Source organism: Streptomyces sp. NPDC032721, from assembly GCF_055579625.1.
Genome location: NZ_JBVIMX010000001.1, coordinates 324733 through 348922 on the forward strand (window position 1 = coordinate 324733; position 24190 = coordinate 348922).

The 24190-nt window shown below is 71.5% G+C and carries 25 protein-coding genes; 14 read left to right on the forward strand and 11 right to left on the reverse strand.

Going from position 1 to position 24190, the window contains the following annotated elements; genetic code table 11:
- Window positions 1-272: 272 nt before the first annotated feature.
- The 4 genes from ACZ5PB_RS01335 to ACZ5PB_RS01350 form a co-directional block, all read right to left on the reverse strand.
- Window positions 273-1037 (reverse strand): enoyl-CoA hydratase-related protein, encoded by a 765-nt coding sequence (locus tag ACZ5PB_RS01335; protein WP_468686739.1) that lies wholly within the window; start codon window positions 1035-1037, stop codon window positions 273-275.
- 24 nt (window positions 1038-1061) lie between these two features.
- Window positions 1062-2309, reverse strand: coding sequence for a ferredoxin reductase domain-containing protein (locus ACZ5PB_RS01340; RefSeq protein WP_468688224.1), 1248 nt, complete (start codon window positions 2307-2309; stop codon window positions 1062-1064).
- 92 nt (window positions 2310-2401) lie between these two features.
- Window positions 2402-3976 (reverse strand): amino acid adenylation domain-containing protein, encoded by a 1575-nt coding sequence (locus tag ACZ5PB_RS01345; protein ID WP_468686741.1) that lies wholly within the window; start codon window positions 3974-3976, stop codon window positions 2402-2404.
- A gap of 560 nt (window positions 3977-4536) precedes the next feature.
- The gene (locus tag ACZ5PB_RS01350; protein WP_468686742.1) at window positions 4537-5514 is read right to left on the reverse strand and encodes a beta-ketoacyl-ACP synthase III; all 978 of its coding nucleotides are present in this window, start codon (window positions 5512-5514) and stop codon (window positions 4537-4539) included.
- A 202-nt stretch (window positions 5515-5716) separates the two neighbouring features.
- On the opposite strand from ACZ5PB_RS01350, the gene fdhD reads away from it, so the two are divergent.
- Window positions 5717-6550, forward strand: coding sequence for a formate dehydrogenase accessory sulfurtransferase FdhD (gene fdhD / locus ACZ5PB_RS01355; RefSeq protein WP_468686743.1), 834 nt, complete (start codon window positions 5717-5719; stop codon window positions 6548-6550).
- A 27-nt stretch (window positions 6551-6577) separates the two neighbouring features.
- Here the strand turns inward: fdhD and ACZ5PB_RS01360 are convergent, their stop codons facing one another.
- From ACZ5PB_RS01360 to ACZ5PB_RS01370, 3 genes are read right to left on the reverse strand one after another with little or no spacing between them, the layout of a single operon-like run.
- Window positions 6578-7189 carry a hypothetical protein gene (locus tag ACZ5PB_RS01360; RefSeq protein WP_468686744.1) on the reverse strand — a complete coding sequence of 204 codons (612 nt, stop codon included), beginning with the start codon at window positions 7187-7189 and terminating at the stop codon, window positions 6578-6580.
- Window positions 7190-7214: 25 nt separating this feature from the next.
- Window positions 7215-7622, reverse strand: a complete 408-nt coding sequence (locus tag ACZ5PB_RS01365) for a (2Fe-2S) ferredoxin domain-containing protein (RefSeq protein ID WP_468686745.1) — start codon at window positions 7620-7622, stop codon at window positions 7215-7217.
- A gap of 19 nt (window positions 7623-7641) precedes the next feature.
- The gene (locus ACZ5PB_RS01370) at window positions 7642-8694 is read right to left on the reverse strand and encodes a bile acid:sodium symporter family protein (RefSeq protein WP_468686746.1); all 1053 of its coding nucleotides are present in this window, start codon (window positions 8692-8694) and stop codon (window positions 7642-7644) included.
- Window positions 8695-8808: 114 nt separating this feature from the next.
- Between ACZ5PB_RS01370 and ACZ5PB_RS01375 the strand changes: the two genes are divergently transcribed.
- From ACZ5PB_RS01375 to ACZ5PB_RS01385, 3 genes are all read left to right on the forward strand, one after another.
- Entirely contained in the window at window positions 8809-9696 is an 888-nt protein-coding gene (locus tag ACZ5PB_RS01375; protein ID WP_468686749.1) for a LysR substrate-binding domain-containing protein, read from the forward strand.
- Between the two features lie 239 nt (window positions 9697-9935).
- Window positions 9936-11759, forward strand: coding sequence for an AMP-dependent synthetase/ligase (locus tag ACZ5PB_RS01380; protein ID WP_468686751.1), 1824 nt, complete (start codon window positions 9936-9938; stop codon window positions 11757-11759).
- 277 nt (window positions 11760-12036) lie between these two features.
- Window positions 12037-13638 carry an ABC-F family ATP-binding cassette domain-containing protein gene (locus ACZ5PB_RS01385; protein ID WP_468686752.1) on the forward strand — a complete coding sequence of 534 codons (1602 nt, stop codon included), beginning with the start codon at window positions 12037-12039 and terminating at the stop codon, window positions 13636-13638.
- 22 nt (window positions 13639-13660) lie between these two features.
- On the opposite strand, the gene ACZ5PB_RS01390 is transcribed toward ACZ5PB_RS01385, so the two are convergent.
- Window positions 13661-14473 (reverse strand): class I SAM-dependent methyltransferase, encoded by an 813-nt coding sequence (locus tag ACZ5PB_RS01390; RefSeq protein WP_468686753.1) that lies wholly within the window; start codon window positions 14471-14473, stop codon window positions 13661-13663.
- A gap of 131 nt (window positions 14474-14604) precedes the next feature.
- On the opposite strand from ACZ5PB_RS01390, the gene ACZ5PB_RS01395 reads away from it, so the two are divergent.
- The 4 genes from ACZ5PB_RS01395 (at window position 14605) to ACZ5PB_RS01410 (ending at window position 18333) form a co-directional block, all read left to right on the forward strand.
- Window positions 14605-15435, forward strand: a complete 831-nt coding sequence (locus ACZ5PB_RS01395; RefSeq protein ID WP_468686755.1) for an aldo/keto reductase — start codon at window positions 14605-14607, stop codon at window positions 15433-15435.
- Window positions 15436-15749: 314 nt separating this feature from the next.
- Window positions 15750-16223, forward strand: coding sequence for an RICIN domain-containing protein (locus tag ACZ5PB_RS01400; protein WP_468686757.1), 474 nt, complete (start codon window positions 15750-15752; stop codon window positions 16221-16223).
- 121 nt (window positions 16224-16344) lie between these two features.
- Window positions 16345-17256, forward strand: a complete 912-nt coding sequence (locus tag ACZ5PB_RS01405) for a trypsin-like serine peptidase (protein WP_468686760.1) — start codon at window positions 16345-16347, stop codon at window positions 17254-17256.
- A 192-nt stretch (window positions 17257-17448) separates the two neighbouring features.
- Window positions 17449-18333 carry a S1 family peptidase gene (locus tag ACZ5PB_RS01410; RefSeq protein WP_468686761.1) on the forward strand — a complete coding sequence of 295 codons (885 nt, stop codon included), beginning with the start codon at window positions 17449-17451 and terminating at the stop codon, window positions 18331-18333.
- Between the two features lie 150 nt (window positions 18334-18483).
- Here ACZ5PB_RS01410 and ACZ5PB_RS01415 read toward each other — a convergent pair whose 3' ends face one another.
- The gene (locus ACZ5PB_RS01415; RefSeq protein WP_468688225.1) at window positions 18484-19251 is read right to left on the reverse strand and encodes a class I SAM-dependent methyltransferase; all 768 of its coding nucleotides are present in this window, start codon (window positions 19249-19251) and stop codon (window positions 18484-18486) included.
- A 129-nt stretch (window positions 19252-19380) separates the two neighbouring features.
- Between ACZ5PB_RS01415 and ACZ5PB_RS01420 the strand changes: the two genes are divergently transcribed.
- Entirely contained in the window at window positions 19381-20373 is a 993-nt protein-coding gene (locus tag ACZ5PB_RS01420) for a LysR family transcriptional regulator (RefSeq protein WP_468686762.1), read from the forward strand.
- 45 nt (window positions 20374-20418) lie between these two features.
- On the opposite strand, the gene ACZ5PB_RS01425 is transcribed toward ACZ5PB_RS01420, so the two are convergent.
- Both ACZ5PB_RS01425 and ACZ5PB_RS01430 read right to left on the reverse strand, forming a co-directional pair.
- Complete coding sequence (locus tag ACZ5PB_RS01425) at window positions 20419-20727, reverse strand: 4a-hydroxytetrahydrobiopterin dehydratase (RefSeq protein ID WP_468686764.1); 309 nt, start codon at window positions 20725-20727, stop codon at window positions 20419-20421.
- 116 nt (window positions 20728-20843) lie between these two features.
- On the reverse strand, window positions 20844-21440 hold the full coding sequence (locus ACZ5PB_RS01430; RefSeq protein WP_468686765.1) for a GNAT family N-acetyltransferase: 597 nt from the start codon (window positions 21438-21440) through the stop codon (window positions 20844-20846).
- 62 nt (window positions 21441-21502) lie between these two features.
- Here ACZ5PB_RS01430 and ACZ5PB_RS01435 point away from each other — a divergent pair, with 62 nt between their 5' ends.
- The 5 genes from ACZ5PB_RS01435 to ACZ5PB_RS01455 all read left to right on the forward strand — a co-directional run bounded on the left by ACZ5PB_RS01435 (window position 21503) and on the right by ACZ5PB_RS01455 (window position 24114).
- Entirely contained in the window at window positions 21503-22312 is an 810-nt protein-coding gene (locus tag ACZ5PB_RS01435; RefSeq protein ID WP_468686767.1) for a helix-turn-helix domain-containing protein, read from the forward strand.
- 72 nt (window positions 22313-22384) lie between these two features.
- Window positions 22385-23329: an NADP-dependent oxidoreductase gene (locus tag ACZ5PB_RS01440; RefSeq protein WP_468686768.1), complete on the forward strand. Its 945-nt coding sequence runs from the start codon at window positions 22385-22387 to the stop codon at window positions 23327-23329.
- Complete coding sequence (locus ACZ5PB_RS01445; protein WP_468686770.1) at window positions 23326-23586, forward strand: hypothetical protein; 261 nt, start codon at window positions 23326-23328, stop codon at window positions 23584-23586. Before ACZ5PB_RS01440 ends, ACZ5PB_RS01445 begins: the two co-directional genes overlap by 4 nt.
- Entirely contained in the window at window positions 23526-23942 is a 417-nt protein-coding gene (locus ACZ5PB_RS01450; protein WP_468686772.1) for an LLM class flavin-dependent oxidoreductase, read from the forward strand. Before ACZ5PB_RS01445 ends, ACZ5PB_RS01450 begins: the two co-directional genes overlap by 61 nt.
- Window positions 23887-24114, forward strand: a complete 228-nt coding sequence (locus ACZ5PB_RS01455) for a hypothetical protein (RefSeq protein ID WP_468686773.1) — start codon at window positions 23887-23889, stop codon at window positions 24112-24114. Before ACZ5PB_RS01450 ends, ACZ5PB_RS01455 begins: the two co-directional genes overlap by 56 nt.
- The last annotated feature ends 76 nt before the right edge of the window (window positions 24115-24190 follow it).

Genomic DNA, 24190 nt, shown 5'->3' on the forward strand with positions numbered 1-24190 from the left:
CCGCCCGGAGCGGTGCCCGCCCCGGCGATCAGTGCCCCTTCGACGGACCAGCTGCCGAAGCGGCCGACGTGCGGCCGAAGCCGTCACCGGAGGGACCGCGAAGGCCGCCGAGGCGACCCGCACTCCGCGGTCGGCGGCGACCCGCCGGACGTGTTCACCGTGCGCCTCGGCCCCCCGTCGCCTCGGATACTCGTCCCGTCCAGGACGCGGTCGCCTCCTGCGGCGTGCCGGGGCCGAGCGGGGCACGGCACCCGCCCCCTGTGCCGTGCGGGTCACTGGCCGTTGAACCGGGGAGGCCGCTTCTCCAGGAACGCCCGCATCCCCTCGCTCTGGTCGTCGGTCGCGAACAGGGCGTGGAACACCCGCCGCTCGAAGCGGATGCCGTCCCGCAGGCCGGTCTCCAGCGCACGCTCGACCGTCTCGCGGGCCGCCGTCACCGCCGCCCGGCCGTACGAGGCGATGGCCGTGGCCGCCCGCAGCGCCTCGTCGAGCACCTGCTCGTCGGGGACCACCCTGGCCACCAGGCCGGAACGCTCGGCCTCCGCCGCGTCCATCGTGCGGCCGGTGAGGACGAGATCCATGGCCTTGGACTTGCCCACGAGACGGGTCAGCCGCTGCGTGCCGCCGATGCCGGGAATCACCCCCAGCTTGATCTCCGGCTGTCCGAAGACGGCGGACTCCCCCGCGATGACGAAGTCGCACATCATCGCCAGCTCACAACCACCGCCCAGCGCATAGCCGTTGACCGCCGCGACCTTCGGCGTACGGAAGTCGGCGAACTCCTCCCAGCCCGCGAAGTAGTCGTCGGCAGCCATTTCCGCCGCCGTCCGGTCCGCCATCTCCCGGATGTCGGCGCCCGCCGCGAACACCTTCTCCGACCCCGTCACGACGAAGCAGCCGACACCGGGATCGCGGTCCATGGGCCGCAGGGTGTCGAGGAGTTCACTCAGCAGCTCGTTGCTGAGCGCGTTGAGCACGGCGGGGCGGTGCAGTCTGACGACCACCACCCGGCCGTCCCTGTCGATCTTCAGATTCATCAACGGACCTCTCCGGTAAAGGGGTTACGAGTCCCAGATCGCGCCGTAGGCCGGGATGCCTCGCCGCTCAAGGCCGTGCACCACCTGCCAGGTCAGCTTCTTGTTGGAGATGCAGATGACGGCCTCGGCGCCGAAGTCCCGGTACGCGGCGTGGGCGAGGCGCACCATGTCGGGCTTGCCGTCCTTGCCGGTGTCCCAGACGACCGCGTCCGGCTGCACCGCGAGGATCTCGTCGACGAGCGCGTCGCCATAGGTCCTGCGGGGGTCGCGCACCGCCCACACCAGCCGGGAGGGCACCTCGGCCGCGAGCAGATGCGGGAGGCAGGGTCCGATGCCGCTGCCGGTCGCCACGTACACCACCTTGCTGAACAGCGTCTCGATGTTGGCGACGCCCGCGGTGGTGATGCCCTTCACCCACACCCGGGAGGGGGCGTCGTCGATGAAGGAGCCCGTCCAGTCGCCCGCGCGGGAGATCGTCAGCCGGAAGCCGCTCTGCCCGGGGGACGGCACGTTGGCGAAGGAGTGCCACTCCTTGAGCGGGCTGCGGCTGATCGCCGTGGACGAACCGGCGAAGGGCGTCACTCCGTGGTCGAAACGGGCCAACGCCACGTGCGAGGAGGGCCGTTCGATGCGTACGTCGACCTTGCGCAGCCGCATCCAGGGGAGCGCGACGCTGAGGGTGACCAGGGCGAGGATCCAGATGCCGGGATCCGAGGGGCCGCGCGCCAGGAGCAGCGTGTGCGCCCAGAAGAGGAGCAGCGCCGCCCAGCCGCCGAAGCGGTGGATCTTCTCGAAGTGGTCGTGGAACCGGGACCTGAACGGGGGCAGGGCGGTCGCCACGATCAGTACGAGCAGGACGACCAGCGCGTACGACACGGCCCGCATCCCGGCAGGGCCCTCACCGGTCACCGCCACCGTCACCGTCAGGGCGAGGAACCACAGGGTGCCCGCCAGTGCGCCGCCCAGGTGCAGCCCGCCGAAGTGGTACACCTTGCCGAGCGTCCAGCGCACCTTCAGCGGCCAGCTCACCGGAGCCCAGGTAGCAAGCCTGAAAAGGAAGTTGATGACGTACTGCTGGCGTGCGACGACGGCGAGCGCGAAGTTCGCCAGCGCGGCGTACCCGAGGGTGCGGGTGTCGGACAGGCCGTCGGCCGTGCCGAGGAAGACCAGGTTCGCGACGATGACGAGGCCCGCGAGGCGGTTGTAGTGCATCAGCCGGGGGTGCTTGAGGATCCGCCGGGGCCAGGAGGTCAGCGGGGGCAGCGGGGGCAGTGAGGTCTGCGGGTCCTGTGCCGCGCCGGGTCCCCGTCCGGCCGGGGGCTCCGCCTCGGGAGGGAGCGGCTGTCGCAGCGGCGGGGAGGTGGTCACAGGGCCGCCCCCTCGGCCAGCCGCCGCAGTGCCGCCTTGTCGACCTTCCCCCGGTCCGTCTCGGGAAGCGCCGAGACCGGCAGTACGGCGCTGGGCACGCAGTAGTAGGGCAGCACGGCGGCCACCGCGGCGCGCGCCGCCTCCGGGTCCACGTCCTTGGGGCACACGAACGAGACGAGGCTGCGCGCGTCGCGTCGCAGGGTGACCGCTCGGGTGCATCCGGGCAGTGCCTCCAGGACGGCCGAGACCGAGTCAGGCTCGACCCGGAAGCCGCGTATCTTCACCTGGTCGTCGGTCCTGCCGAGGTGTTCGAGCTCCCCGTCCGGGGTCCAGCGCCCGAGGTCACGGGTGCGGAACATCCGGTGGCCGTGCCCCATGAAGGGGTCGGGGGCGTACCGCTCGTCGGTCAGCGCCCGGTTGCCGAGATATCCGGCGGAGATTCCGGCACCGCCCGCCCACATCTCGCCGGTCGCGCCGATGGGGACGGGGCGGCGGTGCTCGTCGAGGATGTAGACGGTGTTGTTGGGCGTCGGGCGCCCGATGGTGAGCAGCTCCGCTTCGGGCGAATGGCGGCGCATGGTGTTGACGATGGTGGTCTCGGTGGGGCCGCAGCAGTTGTAGAAGGTCCGGTTCCGCGCCCACAGGTCGGCGAGCGGCCGGGGGCACGGCTCGCCCGCGACCGCCACGGTCCGTACCTCGGGGCAGCCGTCCGGGTCGATCCCCGACAGCACGGTCGGTGTGGCGATCACGACGTGTGCGCTGCGTACGGTCTCGGCGATGTCCTTGCCGCGGATGACGAGGGTGCCGCCGCCGAGGAGCGAGCCGAGGATCTCCCAGGCGGCCATGTCGAAGGCGATGTTGAGGATCTGCGCGACCCGCTGCCCGGGGCCGATGCCGAGGCCGCCGGGTTCGGTGAGCAACAGGTTGCAGACGTTGCGGTGGGTAACGGTGACTCCGTTGGGGGCGCCCGTGGTGCCTGAGGTGAACAGGACGTAGCACCCGTCGTCGGGCCGCGCCCCGGGCCCGGCCGCGGCCGGCAGCGGCGGCGCGGACTCCGGTACGCCCGGCGGGGCCCCGTCGGGCGTCTCGTCCACGGCGATCCGTACCTGCCCGGGTAACAGCGGCACGCGCTCCGCGTATCTCGCCTGGGTGAGGACCACCCTGGTGCCCGCGGTGCGGATGACATGGCGCAGTTGGGCGGCCGGGGTGAGCCCGATGTCCTGCGGAACGTAGGCGGCACCGGCCTTGAGGGTGGCGAGCAGTCCGACCAGCATCGGGATCGAGCGGCGTACGAACAGCCCGACGCGGTCACCGCGGCGTACGCCCGCACGGACGAGCCGGGCCGCGAGCCGCCCGGCCAGCCGGTCGAGTTCGCCGTAGGTGACCGTCGTACCCCGGTGCTCGGCGGCGACGGCGTGCGGAGTGGCGGCGGCGCGACGCTCGAAGGCCTCATGGACGAGGGCGTACGGAACGGGGGCGGCAGGCCCCTGCCCGTACTCCTGGAAGAGCCGGCGGTCGCGGGGTGTGAGCTGGGGCGAAAGCGGAGGGGGAGCGAGAAGGAGCGGGCGCATGGTCGAGAGACCTCTCGGCTGTGTCGCACAAGGGATCGGGTGAGGGCGGATCGAAGGTTTCAGAGGCCTTCGAATCGAAGACTGTAGTCCGCGCGCTTCACGATTCAACTACCCATGTTCGGCCATGAGTTGATGCGTATTGAGTCACATGTGGCGACCTGTTTCACAGCGGCAACTCTGGTCCCGGTCGGCGGCAACTGTAGGTGGGAATCCCTGCGTTCGCTGCGGCGCGGAGGCCGTTGCCCGCGCGATGCGACGGGCCGCCCGGGGTGTCGGCGAGGGGACCGCGCGCGGCGTCCCGCCCCTCGTCCGCCGCTGCTTCGACGCCGACAGCACCCTCCACGACCACACGGCCCTGCTGGTCAACGGGCTCGGCGTGGACCGCACGGAGCGAGGAGCCCGGCCCCGACGCGACGAAGGCGCCCGCCTGCCTGTCCGCCGAGAAGCGGGCAGGCAGACGGGCGTGCGGGTGGGCAGGCAGGCGGGCGTGCGGGCAGGTTTGGCGGTCAGGCGGGTGCAGCAGGCGGCCTGGTGGGGGGACGTGACTTCGGGCGACGCGGCTACGGGCAGCGGACGACCTGGCCCGCGTAGGACAGGTTTCCGCCGAATCCGAAGAGGAGGACCGGCGCCCCGGAGGCGATCTCACCGCGTTCGACCAGCTTCGAGAACGCCATCGGAATGCTCGCCGCGGAAGTGTTCCCGGAGTCCACCACGTCCCGCGCGATCACCGCGTTCACCGCCCCGATCCGCTGCGCCAACGGCTCGATCAACCGCAGGTTGGCCTGGTGCAGCACGACTCCCGCCAGCTCCTCCGGCGCGAGCCCCGCCCGCTCGCACACCTTCCGGGCGATCGGCGGCAGCTGCGTGGTGGCCCACCGGTACACGCTCTGCCCGACCTGCTCGAACCGGGGCGGCGTCCCTTCGATCCGTACCGCATGCCCCATCTCGGGTACGGACCCCCAGAGCACGGGCCCGATGGCCCCCGCATGATCCCCGAATCCGGAGCCTCCCGCCCCCGCATCCCCCTCCACGGCCTCGACGACGACCGCCCCCGCCCCGTCCCCCACCAGCACGCACGAGGACCGGTCGCTCCAGTCCGCGACCTCCGTCATCTTGTCGGCACCGATGACCAGGACCCGGTTCGCGGACCCCGCCCGTACCGCGTGGTCGGCCGTCGCGAGTGCGTGCGTGAATCCCGAGCAGACGACATTGAGGTCCATGACCGCAGGCGAACCCATGCCGAGCCGCGCGGCGACCCGCGCGGCCATGTTCGGCGAGCGGTCGATGGCGGTGGAGGTGGCGACCAGCACGAGGTCGATGTCGGCGGGATCCAGTCCGGCCGACGCGAGCGCCTTGGCTCCCGCGTGCGCCGCCAGCTCGTCGACCGGTTCGTCCGGGCCCGCGACGTGCCGGGTTCTGATGCCGACCCGGCTGGTGATCCATTCGTCGCTGGTGTCGACCAGCTTCGCCAGGTCTTCATTCGTGAGCACCTTGGCCGGCTGGTAATGCCCGAGCGCGACGATCCGTGAACCGGTCATGCGGCGACTCCACCCCTCATTGCGGACAGTCGGAGCGACCCAGTCTTCTTTGTGACTCACCGGTACGAGGGCGCGTGAATCAACAGCATTCGCCACCCAGACTTTGGAGCTTCCCGCCGACCCGACGGAGAATGGCACGCACTGTGCACACGCACACACGCAACCACGCACACTCGTCACTCTCGGGGAGGACTGGTTCACCATGGGCCGGGTCACCGCACGCCGCCGCGTCATCCGCATCAGGGACGGAGCGATCTCGACCCGCCCGGACACGCTGGTGGCGGAGGAGCCCCTGGAGATCAGGCTCAACGGCAAGCCCCTGGCGATCACCATGCGCACCCCCGGCGACGACTTCGCGCTGGCCGCGGGCTTCCTGGTCAGCGAAGGCGTACTCGGCGCCGGCGCGGAAGTGGCGAACATCGTCTACTGCGCGGGCGCCAAGGAGGACGGCACCAACTCCTACAACGTGGTGGACGTACGCCTGGCCCCCGGCACCCCCGTCCCGGACATCACCCTGGAACGCAACGTCTACACGACCTCCTCCTGCGGCCTCTGCGGCAAGGCCAGCCTGGACGCGGTCCGCACGACGGCCCGCTTCCCGATCGCAGACACCCCGAAACTGCGGGTGGCCCCGGAACTCCTCGCCACCCTCCCCGACCGCCTGCGCGACTCCCAGCAGGTGTTCGACAGGACGGGCGGCCTGCACGCGGCGGCCCTCTTCTCCGAATCCGGCGAACTCCTCGACATACGCGAGGACGTGGGCCGCCACAACGCGGTCGACAAACTGATAGGCCGCGCCCTCACGGACAACCGCCTCCCCCTCTCCCGAACCATCCTCCTGGTCTCGGGCCGAGCCTCCTTCGAACTGGCCCAGAAGGCGGTGATGGCCGGCATCCCCTTCCTGGCCGCGGTCTCCGCCCCGTCGTCCCTGGCCGTGGACCTGGCCGCCGAAACCGACCTGACCCTCGTCGGTTTCCTCCGCGGCTCGAACATGAACATCTACACGGGCGAGGACCGCATCATCCTGCCCGACTGACTCAGTTTTCTGACCCTCCGTGGCCGCTCAGGCATGCCATTCCGCCCACAGGTTGAAGAGTCGCGAGATGGCCGCCCGGACCGCGCCCCGGCGGGTCAGGACCGAGCGGTCGACTGCGGAGAAGACGAGGGCGAGGGAGATGTCCGCGGGGAGGGCCCGGCCGGCGGCTCGGACCGTGAGCTTCCGGCGGCTGCCCATGCCGGAACCGTGGACCGTGAGACGGACGCCCGGGTCCTCGGTGTCCGGCTGCCGGGACAGTTCGTAGGCGTGCCGGCCGAGGGCCTTGAGGCGGTACGAGTCGCCCAGGTACGTCAGGCGGAGGGAGCGGGCGCGGTGGGTGAGCGCCCAGCGGTTCCGGTTCATGCGGACCAGGGCGTCGCCCACGCGGAGCGTCGCGCGGTTGAGGGTCGGCAGGGACACCAGGTCCACGTGGGCGCCGCGCGTCTCGAAGCGGGCGAGCGGGACGCGGGCGCCACCGGCCTCCGTGGCGAGGGTGTTCGGCTGGTCCCGGCCCAGCGGGTGGACCACGCGGAGGTCGCCGAACTCCGGGGAGGTGCCCTCCCAGCCGAGGGTGGTGCGGCCGTGGCGCTGCTTGTCCTTCCACGGGGTGAGCGTGAACGGGGTGATGGTCGTGTGCATGGTCCGGTCTCCTCCCTGTCCGTGGTCAGCGTTTGGGCGTTCGGGTCTCGACCGGGGCCGGGAAGAACTGGAGCTCCAGCGTCGCGGGCGGTTTCGCGATGCCCGGGCCGCCCGCCGCCACCCACGCGAGGATCTCGTCCGTGCTGTCGTCGTCCAGCGCCCAGCCGACCCAGGCCGCCCTGCCGCCCCGGCGGCGGCCCTCGGTGGAGGGCTGGACCACGACGACGTTCGCCTGTCCGCACGGTCCCAGGCAGTCGCTGGTACGGACGACCAGATGGCCCGCGGACTCGGCCGCCGCCTCACGCAGGCGGCGCAGCTGGCCCTCGTGGTCGGTGCCGGGGTTCTTGCGGGCATCGCCGCAGCAACAGCCCCTGCACACGGTGAGCGCGCAGGGGCGGGTGCGGGAGGCGAAGGAACGTATCGCGGAGGTCACTTGACGATCTTGCCAGAGATCACTGTGCGGGAGTTCCGGTACCTGCGGGCCGTGCGGCCCCGTCTGCCGTGGCCGGTGTCGCGGCGAGGGGCCCGGGTGCCGCCTCCGGGTCCTGGGCGCGTCGTTTCGCGATCACCGCGCACACCATCAGCTGCATCTGGTGGAACAGCATCAGCGGCAGCACCGCCAGACTCGCCTGTGCCCCGAACAGCACGCTCGCCATCGGCAGTCCCGCCGCCAGGCTCTTCTTCGAGCCCGCGAACTGGATGGCCAGCCGGTCCCCGCGCGGGAAGCCCAGCCGCTTCGACCCGTACCAGGTCAGGCACAGCATCACCGCGAGCAGCACCATCTCCACCAGCAGCAGCGCCCCCAGCCGGCCGGGCGACACCTGGTTCCAGATGCCGCGCACCATGCCGGCGCTGAACGCCGCGTACACGACCAGCAGGATCGAGCCCCGGTCGAAGTAGCCGAGCACCTTCTTGTGCCGGGTCAGGAAGCCGCCCACCCAGCGGCGCAGCAGCTGCCCCAGGACGAACGGCACGAGCAGCTGGAAGACGATCTTCAGGATCGACCCGCCGGAGAAGCTGACCGCGTCGCCCCCGATGAGTCCCGCCGCCAGGAGCGGGGTCACCACGATCCCCACCAGGCTGGAGAACGAGCCCGCACAGATCGCCGCCGGGACGTTTCCGCGCGCGATCGAGGTGAAGGCGATCGACGACTGGATCGTGGAAGGGACCAGGCAGAGGAAGAGGAAGCCGCTGTAGAGCTGGGGGGTCAGGACGTACGGGACCAGGCCGCGCGCCGCCAGGCCGAGCAGCGGGAAGACCAGGAAGGTGGCGGCCAGCACCGTGAGGTGCAGCCGCCAGTGCCTGAGGCCCGCCACGATCTCCTCGGTGGACAGCTTCGCCCCGTACAGGAAGAAGAGCAGCGCGATCGCCCCGATCGTCACCTTGTCCAGCACGTCGGCGGCGGTGCCGGAGACGGGCAGCAGGCTGGAGACGGCGACGGTGCCGATCAGCGCCAGGATGTAGGCGTCGACCGGTAGCCAGGAGGGCAGCTTGAGGCGGTTCATGGAGGTCATCGTCTCCCGCACCAGGGCCATCGGGAAAGCCGCACACCGTGCTGACTGTCATCACGGATCGCGATGGGGGGTGGCCGGGAGGGAGGGGCGATAGCGTGGCTGAGTATGTACGACCCGACCCATCTGCGGACCTTTCTCGCCGTGGCGCAGACGCTGAGTTTCACCCAGGCCGCGCGCCGTCTCGGGCTGCGCCAGTCGACCGTCAGCCAGCACGTGCGGCGGCTGGAGGACGGGGCCGGACGGCGGCTGTTCGTACGGGACACCCACCGGGTGGCGCTCACCGAGGATGGCGAGGCCATGCTTGGCTTCGCCCGCACCATCCTGGCCGCGCACGAGCGGGCGGCGGCCTACTTCACGGGCACCCGGCTGCGCGGGCGGCTGCGGTTCGGGGCCTCGGAGGACTTCGTACTGACCCGGATGCCGGAGATCCTGGAGACCTTCCGGCGTGATCATCCGGAGGTGGACCTGGAGCTGACCGTGGAGCTTTCGGGCGTGCTGCACCGGCAGTTGGAGAGCGGGCGGCACGATCTCGTACTGGCCAAGCGGCGGGCCGACGACACGCACGGCGAGCTGGTCTGGCAGGACACGCTGACCTGGATCGGGGCGCCCGGGCTGCGACTGGACCCGGACCGGCCGGTTCCGCTGATCCTCTTCCCGCCGCCCGCGATCACCCGGGCCCGCGCGCTGGAAGTGCTGGAGGCGCACGGCCGGCCCTGGCGCATCGCCTGTACGAGCGGCAGCCTGAGCGGCCTGGTGGCGGCGGCCCGTGCCGGGCTCGGGGTGATGGCGCACACCCACGGGCTGATCCCGCCGGGGCTCGCGCCGCTGCGGCAGCGCGGGGGCGGGGGCGGGGGCGGGGGTGCGCTGCCCGAGCTGGGCACCGTCGATTTCGTGCTGCTCCACGGGCGCAGGCGACCGGCCTCGCAGGAGGCGGCGGACGCGCTGGCGGCGGCGATCCTCGCGGGGGCGGACCGGCTGCACAGGGGCGGGTAGGGCGGAAACCGGCGGTGGCCGTCTCCCCGTCGCGCCCCCGATCCCTGCGAACACCCATACGAGCCCGGTGGCTGAAACCGTACCCCCGTAGGTGCCCAGCGGGTGCAACGTACAGATTCCGTGGAGATTCCCCCCGGTCCGACTTACCCCCAAGTAAGGTCGCCGTCCGAGCCTCCCGCACCGGGGCGCATTGGGGTACCGTCACCGGCGCTGTGCGGAGCGCTACAAGGAGCAGTCCATTGCGCGAGTTCACTGTCCCACCCACGGCCGCTTCTGTTCAGGTGGGTGGACTGGCGGATGTGGTTTTCAGCCACGCCGAGGAGGATCCGCACCGGGTCGCCCTCGGCCGCAAGGACGTGGACGGCCATTGGCAGGACGTGACCTCGGCCGAGTTCCGTGACGAGGTGCTGGCGTACGCGAAGGGGCTGCTCGCGCAGGGCGTGCGGTTCGGCGACCGGGTCGCGATCATGTCCCGTACGCGGTACGAGTGGACGCTGTTCGACTTCGCACTGTGGGCGGTCGGCGCGCAGCCGGTTCCGGTCTATCCGACGGCCTCCACCGAGCAGGTCTTCTGGACGCTGCACGACGCGGAGGTGGTGGCCTGCGTCGTCGAGCACGAGGACCACGCGATGACGGTCGCCTCCGTGATCGACCGGCTGCCCCGGATGCACCGGCTGTGGCAGCTGGACACCGACGCGATGGACGAACTCGTCGCCTCCGGCGCACAGATGGACGACGACGTGGTGCACCGGCACCGCCGCGCGGTCACCCCCGACACCGTGGCCACCGTCATCTACACCTCGGGAACCACCGGCCGTCCCAAGGGCTGCGTCCTGACGCACGCGAACTTCATGACCGAGACGGACACCGTCATAGCCCGCTGGGAGCCGGTCTTCCGCTCCTCCCCCGGCGACGAGGCCTCCACCCTGCTCTTCCTGCCGCTCGCGCACGTCTTCGGGCGGATGGTGGAGGTGGCGGCGGTACGGGGCCGGGTCAAGCTGGGTCACCAACCGGCCATGGCGGCGGCCGAGTTGCTGCCGGACCTGGCGGCGTTCCGGCCGACCTTCATCCTGGGCGTGCCGTACGTCTTCGAGAAGGTCTACCACGCGGCGCGCCGCAAGGCGGAGGCCGACGGGAAGGTGGGCGTCTTCGACAAGGCGGTGGAGCTGGCGGTCCGTTACGCGGAGGCGGTCGAGCACAAGGCCTTCGGTACGGGCCCCGGGCCTTCGGCCTCCCTGCGGATGCAGCACCAGCTCTACGAGAAGCTGGTGTACGGCAAGGTGCGCGAGGCCATGGGCGGGCGGGTGCGGCACGCGATGTCGGGCGGCTCGGCGATGGAGCGGCGGCTCGGGCTGTTCTTCGCGGGCGCGGGCGTGACGATCTTCGAGGGGTACGGGCTGACGGAGTCGACGGCGGCGGCCACGGCCAATCCGCCGGAGCGCACCCGTTTCGGCACGGTGGGGCTGCCGCTGCCCGGTACGACGGTGCACATCGCGGACGACGGCGAGGTGTGGCTGCACGGCGGGCACGTCTTCGCGGGCTACCTCAACGACCCGGCCGCGAGTGCGGCGGTGCTGCACGACGGGTGGCTGTCGACCGGGGACGTCGGGGCGCTCGACGAGGACGGGTATCTGACGATCACCGGGCGCAAGAAGGAGATCCTGGTGACGTCGGGCGGCAAGAGCGTGTCGCCGACGGGTCTTGAGGAGCGGGTGCGGGCGCATCCGCTGATCGCCCAGTGCATCGTCGTGGGCAACGACCGGCCGTACGTGGCCGCGTTGGTCACGCTCGACCTGGAGGCGATCGAGCACTGGCTGGCGATGCAGGGAAGATCCCCGCTGGCGCCGAAGGAGCTGGTGCGGGATCCGGATCTGGAGATGGAGGTGCGGAGGGCGGTGGTGGCGGCGAACACCCTCGTCTCCCAGCCGGAATCGATCCGGACGTTCCGGATCCTGGCACACCAGTTCACGGAGGAGCACGGGCTGCTGACCCCTTCGCTGAAGCTGAAGCGCAAGGCGATCGAGAAGGCCTACGAGACCGAAGTCAGCGCCTTGTACCGCTGAGAACCCACGTCCCCGACTCCCTGCGGCTCCTGCCGTACCCGCTCGCCGGGGCGGGCCGGGACCGAAGCAGTGGGGCGGGGTCGGGGGCCGCCCCCCTTGCCCACCCGTTCCGCCCCCGGGGGGCGGCCCCGGTGCCCAAGGGAGACGGGACGAAATCGTTCGCCTTGCGGTGGTGAGGGGGCATACCTTGGGGGCATGTCTACGCCCCGTGTTTCTTAGCTGAGGACCCGCGTTCACGCCACACGTGTGTCCTTTTGCTATCCCGGAGCGTAATTCCATGATCACCGCCCGTGGTGTCGACGTCCGCGTCGGCGCCCGTCTCCTCCTGTCCGGCGTCTCCTTCCACATCGCCCCCGGCGACCGCATCGGCCTCGTGGGCCGCAACGGGGCCGGTAAGACCACCCTCCTCAACACCCTCGCCGGGCAGCTCCCGCCCGCCGCCGGCACCGTGTCCCGCACCGGTTCCCTCGGGTACCTGGCCCAGGACTCGCGGGCCGCCGACCCGGCCGTCTCCGTCACCGACCGGATCCTCTCCGCCCGCGGCCTCGACCGTGCCGTGCGGGCGCTGCGTACCGCCGAAGCCGCGATGGCCGGGGCCGCCGGTCCGGCCGAGCAGCGCAGGGCCATGGCCCGGTACACCCGTGCCGAGGCCGACTTCCAGGCCCGTGGCGGGTACGCCGCCGAGGCCGAGGCCGCCCGCGTCGCCGCCGGTGTCGGGCTGCCCGGCAGCGTCGTGGACCGCCCCGTCGGTGAGCTGTCCGGCGGTCAGAAGCGCCGCGTCGAGCTGGCCCGCATCCTCTTCGCCGACCACGGCACCCTCCTCCTCGACGAGCCGACGAACCACCTCGACGCCGACTCGGTCGCCTGGCTGCGCACCTTCCTCCTCTCCCACCGCGGCGGACTCGTGGTGATCAGCCACGACACCGGCCTCCTCGCCGACACCGTCAACCGGGTCTTCCACCTCGATCCCGCCCGCGCCGCCCTAGACGTGCACAACACGCCCTGGCACGCGTACCTCACCCAGCGCGAGGCGGACGAGCGGCGGCGTACCCGGGAGCGGGCCGCCGCCGAGCGCAAGGCGTCCGCCCTGCACCACCAGGCGGACCGGATGCGCGCCAACGTCGCGACCGCCGTCGCCGCCAAGAACATGGCCCGCCGCGCGGATCGCCTGCTGAGCGACCTGGCCCCGGTACGCCGCACGGAGAAGGTCGCCAGGATCCGGCTGCCGGAACCCGCCCCGTGCGGTCGGATGCCCCTCGGCACCGTCAGCCTCACGAAGTCGTACGCCGGCCGGCCGGTGCTCAAGGGCGTCGACCTGGCCGTGGACCGGGGCAGCAGGCTGGTCGTCCTCGGCCTCAACGGGGCGGGCAAGACGACCCTGCTGCGCCTGCTGGCCGGCCACGAGACCCCGGACTCGGGCCGCGTCGTCCACGGGCACGGGCTGCGGCTCGGCTACTTCGCCCAGGAGCACGACACCCTGGAGCCGGCCCGTACCGTACGGGAGAACCTGGCGTCTGCGGCGCCACACCTGGAGGACGGCGAGGCCCGCCGGGTGCTGGGGGCGTTCCTGTTCTCCGGGGACGACGCCGACAAACCGGCGGGAGTGCTGTCCGGCGGCGAGAAGACCCGGCTCGCGCTGGCCGGTCTGGTGCACTCCGGGGCGAACGTCCTCCTGCTCGACGAGCCGACCAACAACCTCGACCCGGCCTCCCGGGCCGAGGTGCTGGCCGCCGTCGACTCGTACCCCGGCGCGATCGTGATGGTCACCCACGACGAGGGCGCGATCGAGGCCCTGCACCCGGACCGGGTGCTGGTCCTGCCGGACGGCACCGAGGACCTCTGGAGCCCGGACTATCTGGGGCTCGTTTCGCTCGCCTGAGGAGGTTTGGCGGGGCGGTGGATCAGAAGGGCTTGCGCGCTTCGATCAGGAAGCGTGCGGTGTGCGCCACGAAGGAGCCGTCGCGGCGGATCAGCGCGTCCATCTCACGCAGCCGGTCCCGGTACGCGTCCACGGTGAAGCCGGGCACCATCCAGATCACCTTGCGCAGGAAGTAGACGACCGCGCCGATGTCGAAGAACTCGGTCCGCAGCGACTCCGACCGCAGGTCGACGACCTCCAGTCCCGCCGCCTCGGCCTCCTCGCGCGCCGTTTCCGGACGGCGGCCCAGCCGTGCCTCGGGCTGCGGGCCGAGGAAGTACTCGACGACCTCGAAGACGCTCGCCGGGCCGACCTGCTGGGAGAGGTACGTGCCGCCCGGCCTCAGCACGCGGGCGATCTCCGGCCACCACGCCTTCACCGGGTGGCGACTGGTCACCAGGTCGAAGGCGTGGTCCGCGAAGGGCAGCGGCGGCCGGTCCTCGTCGGCGACGACCACCGCGCCCAGGGGGTGCAGGAGCTCGGTGGCCCTGGCCACGTTGGGCGGCCAGGACTCGGTGGCGACCATCACCGGAGGCAGCTCGGGGGCGCCTGCGAGCACCTCGCCGCCGCCGGTCTGGATGTCGAGCGCGGCGGAGGCGACGGCGAGCCGCTCGCCCATCAGGCGCTGGTATCCCCAGGAGGGGCGCTGCTCGGTGGCCCGGCCGTCCAGCCAGGAGAAGTCCCAGCCGTCGACCGCGACGGAGTCGGCCTCGGCGATCAGCTCGTCGAAGGTGCGGGTCGCAGGTGAGGAAGAGGAAGGAGCAGTGGAATCGCTGGAATCGTTCGGGGTGGTCATACTCGGATGATCTACATAAAGCAGGATGAAAGCTACCCGGTAAAGCAAAATCGGCCGAGCCGGGAATGTCTGCCTGTTGATGATCGTTACAACAGGGCAGACACCCCCGACGAAGTAAGGATCGTTTCCTCGTGAGCAAGGTCCCCTCCCTGACCCTCAACAACGGCGTCGAAATGCCGCAGCTCGGATTCGGCGTCTGGCAGGTGCCGGACGACGAGGCCACGGCAGCGGTCAGCTCGGCCCTTGAGGCCGGCTACCGGAGCATCGACACCGCCGCGATCTACGGCAACGAGGAGGGCACGGGCCGCGCGCTCGCCTCTTCCGGGATCGCCCGTGACGAACTGTTCGTCACCACCAAGCTGTGGAACGACAAGCAGGGCTACGACTCCACCCTGCGCGCCTTCGACGAGTCGCTCGGCAAGCTGGGCCTCGACCATGTCGACCTGTACCTGATCCACTGGCCGGTCGCCCCCCAGGGCACCTTCGTGGACACCTTCAAGGCCTTCGAGAAGATCCTCGCGGACGGCCGCGCCAGGGCGATCGGCGTCTCCAACTTCCTTCCGGAGCACCTGGAGACGCTGCTCGCCGAGACCTCGGTCGTTCCGGCGGTCAACCAGATCGAGCTGCACCCGCAGCTCCAGCAGTCCGAGTCGCGCGCCATGCACGCGAAGCACTCCATCGCGACCGAGGCCTGGTCGCCACTCGGCCAGGGCAAGGGCCTACTGGAGGTCCCGACGGTGGTCGCCGTCGCGCGCAAGCACGGCAAGACCCCGGCCCAGGCGGTGCTGCGCTGGCACCTCCAGCTGGGCAACGTGGTGATCCCGAAGTCCGTGACGCCGTCGCGGATCGCGGAGAACATCGACGTCTTCGACTTCGAGCTGGACGCCGACGACATGGCGGCCTTCGCCGCCCTGGACGAGGGCAAGCGCCTGGGCCCGGACCCGGCCACCTTCGGCGCCTGACCACCCCCACCCTTGCTGCGCGGACGCCCTCCACCCAGGCCCTCCCGCCCCAGCGGCCACGGAGCCGCCGCCCGGCCCTCGGACCGGACGGCGGCTCCGTCATGTCCCCGGGCCCGAACCGCATGCGGCCCAGCCCGGCTCCCCGTCCCTGGCGAACGCCACCCAGGCAACCCGCATCTCCGCCGCGAGCGCCCGCACTTCGGCCCCGTACCCAGTTCCCGTGCCCCGGCCCTCGTACGAAGATCGTCGTAGACTCGGCGTCCGGAACCTCACGTCCCCCGCCCCAACCCCGCCCCGCCCACGAAAGGCCGGTCATGCACGCCGAAGAGCTCGCATCGATCCCGGCGGGCGTCTGCCTGCTGCGCAACGTCCACAGCGGGCTGCTCCTCGAAGTGCGTGACGGCGCGAAGGGCAGCGGCGCCCGGGTGCAGCAGGGCAAGGACTCCGGGGCCGCCGCCCAGCAGTGGCGGCTGACTCCGGTGCACGAGGGCAGCGGGCTGCACCACGTGGTGAACGAGGCGAGCGGCAAGCGGCTGGACGTCGCCGGTGCCCGCGTCGAGAACGGCACCCGCGTCCAGCAGTGGAGCGCCAACAACTTCGGCGCCCAGGAGTGGATCGTCGAGCGGCATCCTGACGCGCCGGGCCGGGTGTCCCTGGTCAGCTGGATCAGCGGGCTGCTGCTCGAAGTCGTCGACGGCAGCACGGCGGAGGGCGCCGGGGTGCAGCAGTGGGAGGACACCGACTCCCCGCACCAGTGGTGGCAGTTGGAGCCGGTTCCGGCCAACTGACGCCTCCGGCAGGTGGGTTGGACCAGATACGGATCACCTGATCGGGCCAAACCCCTTGCCCGGCGCGCGTCCCCCTCCAAGAATGCCCCTGACAATTCGTCACTCGGAGGGGGATCCCCGTATGAGAAAGCCTTTCCTCGGTGCGCTGGCGGCGCTCACGCTGCTGGGCGCCGGTGCGGCGCCCGCGGTCGCGGCTGCCGGCCAGAACACGGCGGCCACCACCGCACGGTCCGCGTCCGCGTCCGCGCTCACCTCTTCGGCCGCCACCCAGAAGCCGACGTCGAAGCCGGTCGACTTCGCGGGTACGGTCGCGCTCAGCAACTGTTCGGGCTCGGTCGTCCGGATGCCGCAGTCGCGGCCGAACGACCCGGCGCTGATCCTGTCCAACGGGCACTGCATCACCGAGCAGGACATGCCGGGCGCCGGTGAGGTCGTCGTCGACCTGCCGTCGAAGCGGACCTTCTCCCTCCTGAACGCCAAGGCCGAGAAGGTCGGCACGCTGACCGCGAGCAAGCTGGCGTACGCGACGATGACCGACACGGACATCTCGCTGTACCAGCTGACCGACAGCTACGCGGGGATCCAGAAGAAGTACGGGATCAAGGCGCTGGAGCTGGACACCAAGCACCCTCGGCAGGGCAGGGCCATCACGGTCGTCTCCGGGTACTGGAAGAAGACCTACGGCTGCCACATCGACGGCTTCGTGTACCGGCTGAAGGAGGGCGAATGGACCTGGAAGGACTCCCTCCGGTACACCCCCGCCTGCGAGACGATCGGCGGCACCTCCGGCTCCCCCGTGATCGACAACCGCACCAAGAAGGTCGTCGCGGTCAACAACACGGGCAACAATGACGGCGAGAGCTGCACCCTCAACAACCCGTGCGAGGTGGACAGGCACGGCAAGGTGACGGTGCGTCACAACATCAACTACGCCCAGCAGACGTACGGCATCGCACGCTGCATCTCGTCGAACAGCAAGGTGGACCTGGACCGCTGGGGCTGCCGACTGCCTCAGCCCGCCAAGAAGCGGTAGCGGCGAACGGCCGCAAGCCCGAGGGTCGTTGCGGCGCGGGGGGGATGTGTCCTCTTGTGTCCCCCTGCGCCGCAATGCGCACAGCAGCCTCACAGATACCCCCTTGTCTCAACACTTGGAATCCCCGAACAATGCCCATGACAACCGGGGCTGCTCAGCCCCGGTCACACATGGCACGGAGGGGACCCCCACATGAACAAGCCTCTCGTCGGCGCACTGCTCGCGACCCTGCTCGTCGGGGCCGGAGCGGCACCCGCGATAGCCGGCCCGGCAGCCGCCCCCACAAAGGCACCGGCGGCAGCGAAGGACCAGGCGGGCACCAAGGCGCCCAAGGCCAAGGCCAAGGCTGTCGACTTCGCGGGAACGGTGGCGCTCAGCAACTGTTCCGGCTCGGTCGTGCGCACCGCGGCCTCCAAGCCGGAGGACCCGGCCCTGGTGATGTCCAACGGACACTGCCTGGAGACCGGCTTCCCGGCAGCGGGCGAGGTCCTGGTCGACAAGCCGTCGACCCGTACCTTCTCCCTGCTGAACGGTGCCGCCCAGAAGGTCGGCACGCTCACCGCCAGCAAGATCGCGTACGGCACGATGACCGACACGGACGTCGCGCTGTACCAGGTCAAGAGCACCTACGCCCAGATAGAGAGCAAGTACGGCATCAAGGCGCTGGAGCTCACCTCCGAACGCCCCGCGCAGGGGACGGCGATCACGGTCGTCTCCGGCTACTGGAAGAAGACGTACAGCTGCAAGGTCGACGGCTTCGCGTACCAGCTGAAGGAGGGCAACTGGACCTGGAAGGACTCGGTCCGTTACACCTCCGACTGCAAGACCATCGGCGGTACGTCCGGCTCCCCGGTGCTCGACGACGCGACCGGCAAGGTCGTCGCCGTCAACAACACCGGCAACGAGTCCGGTGAGGAGTGCACGGACAACAACCCGTGCGAGGTGGACGAGAACGGCAAGGTGACCGTCCGCCAGGGCATCAACTACGGCCAGCAGACGTACGGGATGGTGCCGTGCATCGGTGCGGGCAGCAAGATCGACCTGACCAAGCAGGGGTGCCTTCTCCCCAAGCCGTAGCGGGAGACCACCGGGTCTTGACTCCCCTCGTGCGACAGGGAGTTGAGGTCGACTGACTCCGTACGACCCGGCACCGGTCCGCTCCAGCCCGCCCAGTGCGGGGCTCTGCTGCGGGCCGGTGCCGCGCGTGCTTTCCCGCTCTTCCCCGGCTCAGCGCTCCTTCCGGAACGCCCTCACCCGGTACGTCGGGTCCTCCCGCCGCACCTCCTGCCCCGGCAGCCCGCGCAGCGCCTCCGCCACCCGCTGCGCCTCCCGCTCCCCCGCCTTGAACCACGAGGCGAACTTCCCCCGGAGCAGCGTCTCCGCCGTACGGCCCGGCGTCCGCCCCTGCCCGTGCCCGGTGAAGCGGGCCCCGCCCGCCACCACGAGTCCGGCCGCCGCCGCGTACTGCGTCACCCGGTCCGCCCGGTCGGATGCCGCCGTGTCGTCCCGCCAGGGCCCGAGCACCTCGTCGATGTCGCTGCCCACGTCGTGCGCCACGTCCTTGTCCACGGTCGCGACGAACACCCCGCCGGGCCGCAGCACCCGGCCCGCCTCCGCCACGATCCGCCGCACCGCGTCCTGGGGCACCAGATGCAGCAGCCACACCGCGCTCACGGCGGCCAACCCACCGTCGGAGAAGGGGAGTCGAGAGGCATCGCCGAGGAAGACGGAGTGCGGGCCCAGCCGGTCCGCCGCCTTGCGCAGCATTCCGTGCGCGGCATCCACGCCCAGCACCCGCAGCCCGGCCGCACCCCCGGCCAGCCGGGCCGTGACGATGCCGGTACCGCAGCCGACGTCGAGCAGCACGCCTCCAGTCGGGACCAGCACGCCTCCACTCGGGACCAGTCCGAGCACGGCCTCCGCAGCGGCCGCCGCGCGCGGTTCGCCGCCCCGGGTCTCGTCGTAGACGGCGGCCTCGGCGTTGTAATCGAGCAACATGCGGACGACTGTACGACTCGATCCGGCCACCGCCCGCCACCGCCCACTCCCACTCCCCCCACAACAACTCGACACAACTCGCGCACACGTATTGCCGGGGGTATCCGAGCCCCATAACTTGCCGGTATGGAGCTGGAGTTGCGCCACCTGCGGACCGTAAGAGCCATTGCCGACGCCGGAAGCCTCACCAAGGCCGCAGCCGCCCTCGGGCTCGCGCAACCCGCGCTCAGCACCCAGCTGCGCCGCATCGAAAGGGCCCTGGGCGGGCCGCTGTTCGACCGCGACCACACCGGATCGCGGCCCACGCCCCTCGGTGAGCTGGTGCTCGACCGGGCCCGGATCCTGCTCCCCGCCGTGCGCGAACTCCAGGAGGACGCCGTCCGGTTCGCCAACACCTGGGCCAATCTCGACCGTTTCCGGCTCGGCGCCACGCACGGTCCGCTGCTCGGCGGTCTGGTCGACCAGCTGGCCACCGCCCGCCCCACCGTGCCGGTGACGACGCACACCACCTGGTCCGTCGGCGAGATCAGCACCATGCTCGTCGAGGGGCGGCTCGATTTCGCCCTGATCGGCACCTGCGGGGAGAGCCGCCCGCCCGCGACGGACCGGCTGACCTGGGAGGTGGTGGGCAACGACCCGGTGTTCGTGATGCTCCCGGAGGGCCATCCCCTCGCCGGAGAAGGGGAGTTGGAGCTTTCGCGGCTCTCGGGCGAGTGCTGGACGGACGTGCCGGGCGAGGGCTGCTTCGCGGACTGCTTCACGGAGGCGTGCGCACGGGCGGGCTTCACGCCGATCCAGGTGTACGAGACGGACACGGCGTCCTGCGTGCACCTGGTGCAGGTGGGGCGTGCGGTCGGGCTGTGCCGGGCCACGTTCCCACCGTCGCCGGGCATAGTGACGGTTCCGCTGGCCGGGGCCCCGCTCTCCTGGCGCCATCTGCTCGGCTGGCATCCAGGGGCGCCCGCTGCCGAAGCGGCGAGGGCGGTGGCCGGGTACACGGCCGCCGCGTACGGCGAGGCCGTCTCCCGGAGCGCCACCTACGCGCGGTGGCTGAGCGCGGACTCCCGCCCCGGCTTCGGCGCGCGGGGCGGGACCTCGTACCCCTCAAGCACCTCCTGAAGCACCTCTTGAAGCGCCTCCTGAAGCGCCCACTGCCGGGAGCGGCTACCTCTCCGCGCCGTGCCCCGGTGCGATGTCCTCGATCCGGCGGGCCAGTTCGAAGTCCAGCTCGGTGACGGCGCCGCCCACGCTGTGCGTGTTCACGGACAGCGAGAGGGTGCGGTAGCCGAGGAGGAGGTCGGCGTGGTGGTCCAACTCGTCCTGGATGGCGGCCACATGGACGACCATCGCGGCGGCGGCGATGTGCGTGCCGAGCCGGTACGTCCGGGCGATCCGGCTCTCCTCCAGTGACCAGCCGGGCAGTTCGCGCAGCCGGTCCTCGATCTCCTTCTGCGACAGCGGCTCAGTGGCCATGGCTGAACTCCCTTCGTCCCCGAACCCGTACCCGTACCTGGTACTGATCAGCCTGCCACCTTCCGGCCGAAGAAGCCTCGCAGGAGCCCCTCGCAGGAGCCCCTCGCCGCAGCCCCTCAGTCCTCCGGCCAAGGGTCGCCCTGCACGCGCGCGTGCAGGTGCTCGTCGTGCCAGCCGTCCGCGTGCAGCAGGGCGCTGCGCATGGTCCCCTCGTACGCGAAACCGGCCTTCTCGGCGACGCGGCAGGAGGCCGGGTTGCCGATCGAGTGGGTCAGCCGGATCCGGTGCAGTCCGAGGTCGTCGACCGCCCAGCGGCTCATCGCCACCGTCGCCTCGAAGGCGACTCCGCTGCCCCGCGCGGCGGGCAGCAGCCAGTAGAGGACCTCCCCCATGCCGTGCGCCAGCAGGATGTCGCCGATTCCCGCCAGCCCGCGCACCGCTCCCCCGCCGGGCTCCGCGATCGCCCATATCGCGGACCGCTCGTCGCGCCACCGGTCGTTCCACCGTTCGATCCGCCGCTCCGCCTCCGCGAGGTCGATCCTGCCGGGCCGGTTCCAGTGCTGGATCTGCGGGTCCTGGCCCGCCTCCACGAACTCCGGCGCGTCCGCCGCCCGCCAGGGCCGCAGCTCAAGACCGCCCGGCAGCGCGAGCACCGGCTGTTCCCCGTCCCGCATCCGTCCGGCGGGCACCACGTCTGCCACTTCGTAGGTCATCGGCACATCCTGTCAAAGCCCCGGCCGGCGAACCTGCGCCCCTCTGCGGATACCGTCGTGCCATGACAACCCTCGCCACCGAAACCGGAGTTGGCGCCAGACTGCGCCACTGGCGCGAGACCCGTCGGCTCAGCCAGCTGGAGCTGGCCCTGCGCGCCGACTCCTCCGCCCGCCACATCAGCTTCATCGAGACGGGCCGTTCCCGCCCCAGCCCGGACATGGTGCTGCGGCTCGCCGAACACCTCGACGTCCCGTTCCGGGAGCGCAACGACCTGCTGCTCGCGGCGGGTTACGCCCCGCGGTACGCCGAGACGCCCCTCGACGACCCGTCGATGGGCGCCCTGCGGGCGGGCATCGACCAGCTGCTCCAGGGGTACGAGCCGTATCCGGCGCTGGTCGTCGACGGCACGTACCACGTGATCGCCGCCAACCGGGGCATCCAGCTGCTCCTGGGCGGGGTCGCCGAACACCTCCTGGTGCCCGCGCCGAACGCGATGCGTCTCGCCCTGCACCCGGAGGGCCTCGCCCCGCGCATCCGCAACCTGCCGCAGTGGCGCGACCACCTCCTGCACCAGATGCAGCGGCAGATCGCCCTCGACCGCTCGGCCCCGCTGCGCGCGCTGTACGAGGAGGTGGCGGCCTATCCGCAGCCGCCCGCCCGCCAGGGCGAGGCGTTCCCCCCGGAGCCGCCGGCCGCGTACTTCGCGCTGCCCCTGCAGATCGAGGTCGACGGCACGGTGCTGTCCTTCGTGTCGTCGATCTCGACCTTCAACACCCCGATGGACGTCACGGTGGCCGAGCTCGCCATCGAGACGTTCCTGCCCGCGGACCCCGCCACGGTCGACTACCTGCGGGCGACCTCAACGGCCTGAGAGCGCGGGCGGGCGGGACGGGCGGCCCCGGGCCGACATGCGGCGGCGGCGCGCGGCGGTGATTCTGGGGTCATGCGCGCACTAGCCGTACAGACCTTCCGGGCCGCCCCCGAACTCGTCGAGGTGCCCGAGCCCGCCGTGGAACCCGGCCGCATCCTCGTGAAGGTGGCCGCCGCCGGGCTCAATCCCGTCGACTGGCTGATCGCCGACGGGATGCTGGAGGGGATGGCTCCTCATGTGTTTCCGCTGGTCATGGGCAGCGACTTCGCCGGCACCGTGACGGAGGTCGGCCAGGGGGTGACGCGGTTCGCGGTGGGCGACGAGGTGTTCGGCCAGGCGGGCGGCGCGGCCATCGGCTACGGCTCGTACGCGGAGTACGTGAGCGCCTCCGAGGACGCGCCACTGGCCCGCGCCCCCAAGAACGTGCCGCTCGCCCAGGCCGCCGCGCTGCCGGTCTCCGGGATGACCGCCGCCCAGATCCTGGAGGCAGCGGCCGTACGGGAGGGCGAGAGCCTGCTCATCGTGGGCGCGGCGGGCGGCGTAGGAACCTACCTCACCCAGTTGGCCGCTGCCGCCGACGTACGGGTACTGGCGGCGGTACGCGGTCCCGAGCAGGAGCGGATGGGTGCGCTGGGCGCGGCCGTCACCATCGACACCACGGAGCAGGACCTGGCGGCGGCGGTGCGCGAGGAGTACCCGGACGGCGTGGACGCGGTGGTGGACCTGGTCTCCCGTACCCGGGACGACTTCGCGGCCAGTGCGGCGCTGGTGCACGACGGCGGTGTGGCGCTCACCAGCCTGCACCAGCAGGACCCGGCGAAGGCCCCGCCGGGCGTCGAGGTGCTCGGCTTCGAGATGTCACCGCGCAGCGACCTGCTGGCGACGCTCGCGGAGGCGGTGGACGCGGGACGGCTGAAGATCACCGTGGACGCGGAGGTGCCGCTGGCGCAGGGTGCGGAGGCGGTCGCCCGGAGCCGGGCGGGCGGGGCCCGGGGCAAGACGCTGATCGTGCCGTGAACCGGGTACTGCTCGGCGCCAACGTCGACCCGACCTGGGCGGACCCGCTGCGCCCCGTCCTGGCGGCCAAGCGGATCGAGGAGGCCGGGCTCGACCTGGTCACCGTCCAGGACCACCCGTACCAGCCCGCCTTCTACGACACCTGGACGCTGGTCAACTGGATCCTGGCCCACACCGACGGCCTGATGGTGCTGCCGTGCGTCGCGAACCTGCCGCTGCGTCCGCGCTCGGAGCGCTGGGCGACGGCATCGACGTGATCCGCGCGGTGTGGAGCCGCGAACGCGCCGTGCGCACCGACGGCACGTACTACGCGGTACGGGGCGCCCACCCGGGACCGCCCGCCGCCGACCGGGACCTGGGGATCTGGCTGGGCGTGACGGGGCCGCGCGCGCTGCGGCTGCTCGGGGCGAAGGCGGACGGCTGGGTGGTGTCCAGCTCGTACTTCCCGCCGTCCGAACTGGCCGGGGGGGAACGCGCTGATCGCCGAGGGCGCGGAGCGGGCGGGCCGCGATCCGGCGGAGGTGGCGGGGCTGCGCAAGGTCTACAACGTGGCGGGCATGATCGCACCGGCGCGGTCGGCATCCGTATCCGGCTCCGGCTCCGGCTCCGGTGACCCCTTCCGCGGCACGGCCCGGCAGTGGGCCGACACGCTGGTGTCGCTGCACCGGGACTCCGGGATGAACGCGTTCGTGTTCTGGCCCGAGGACGACCGGGACCACCAGACCGAGGTCTTCGCGAAGGAGGTCGCACCGCTGGTGCGGGAGACGTTGGCGGGCGGCGGGTAACGGCGCGTAAGAGTGAATCCTCCCGTCGCGACGGCCGTGCGGCCGGGCGGGGGGCGGTGGGCGGTGCTCCGATGGG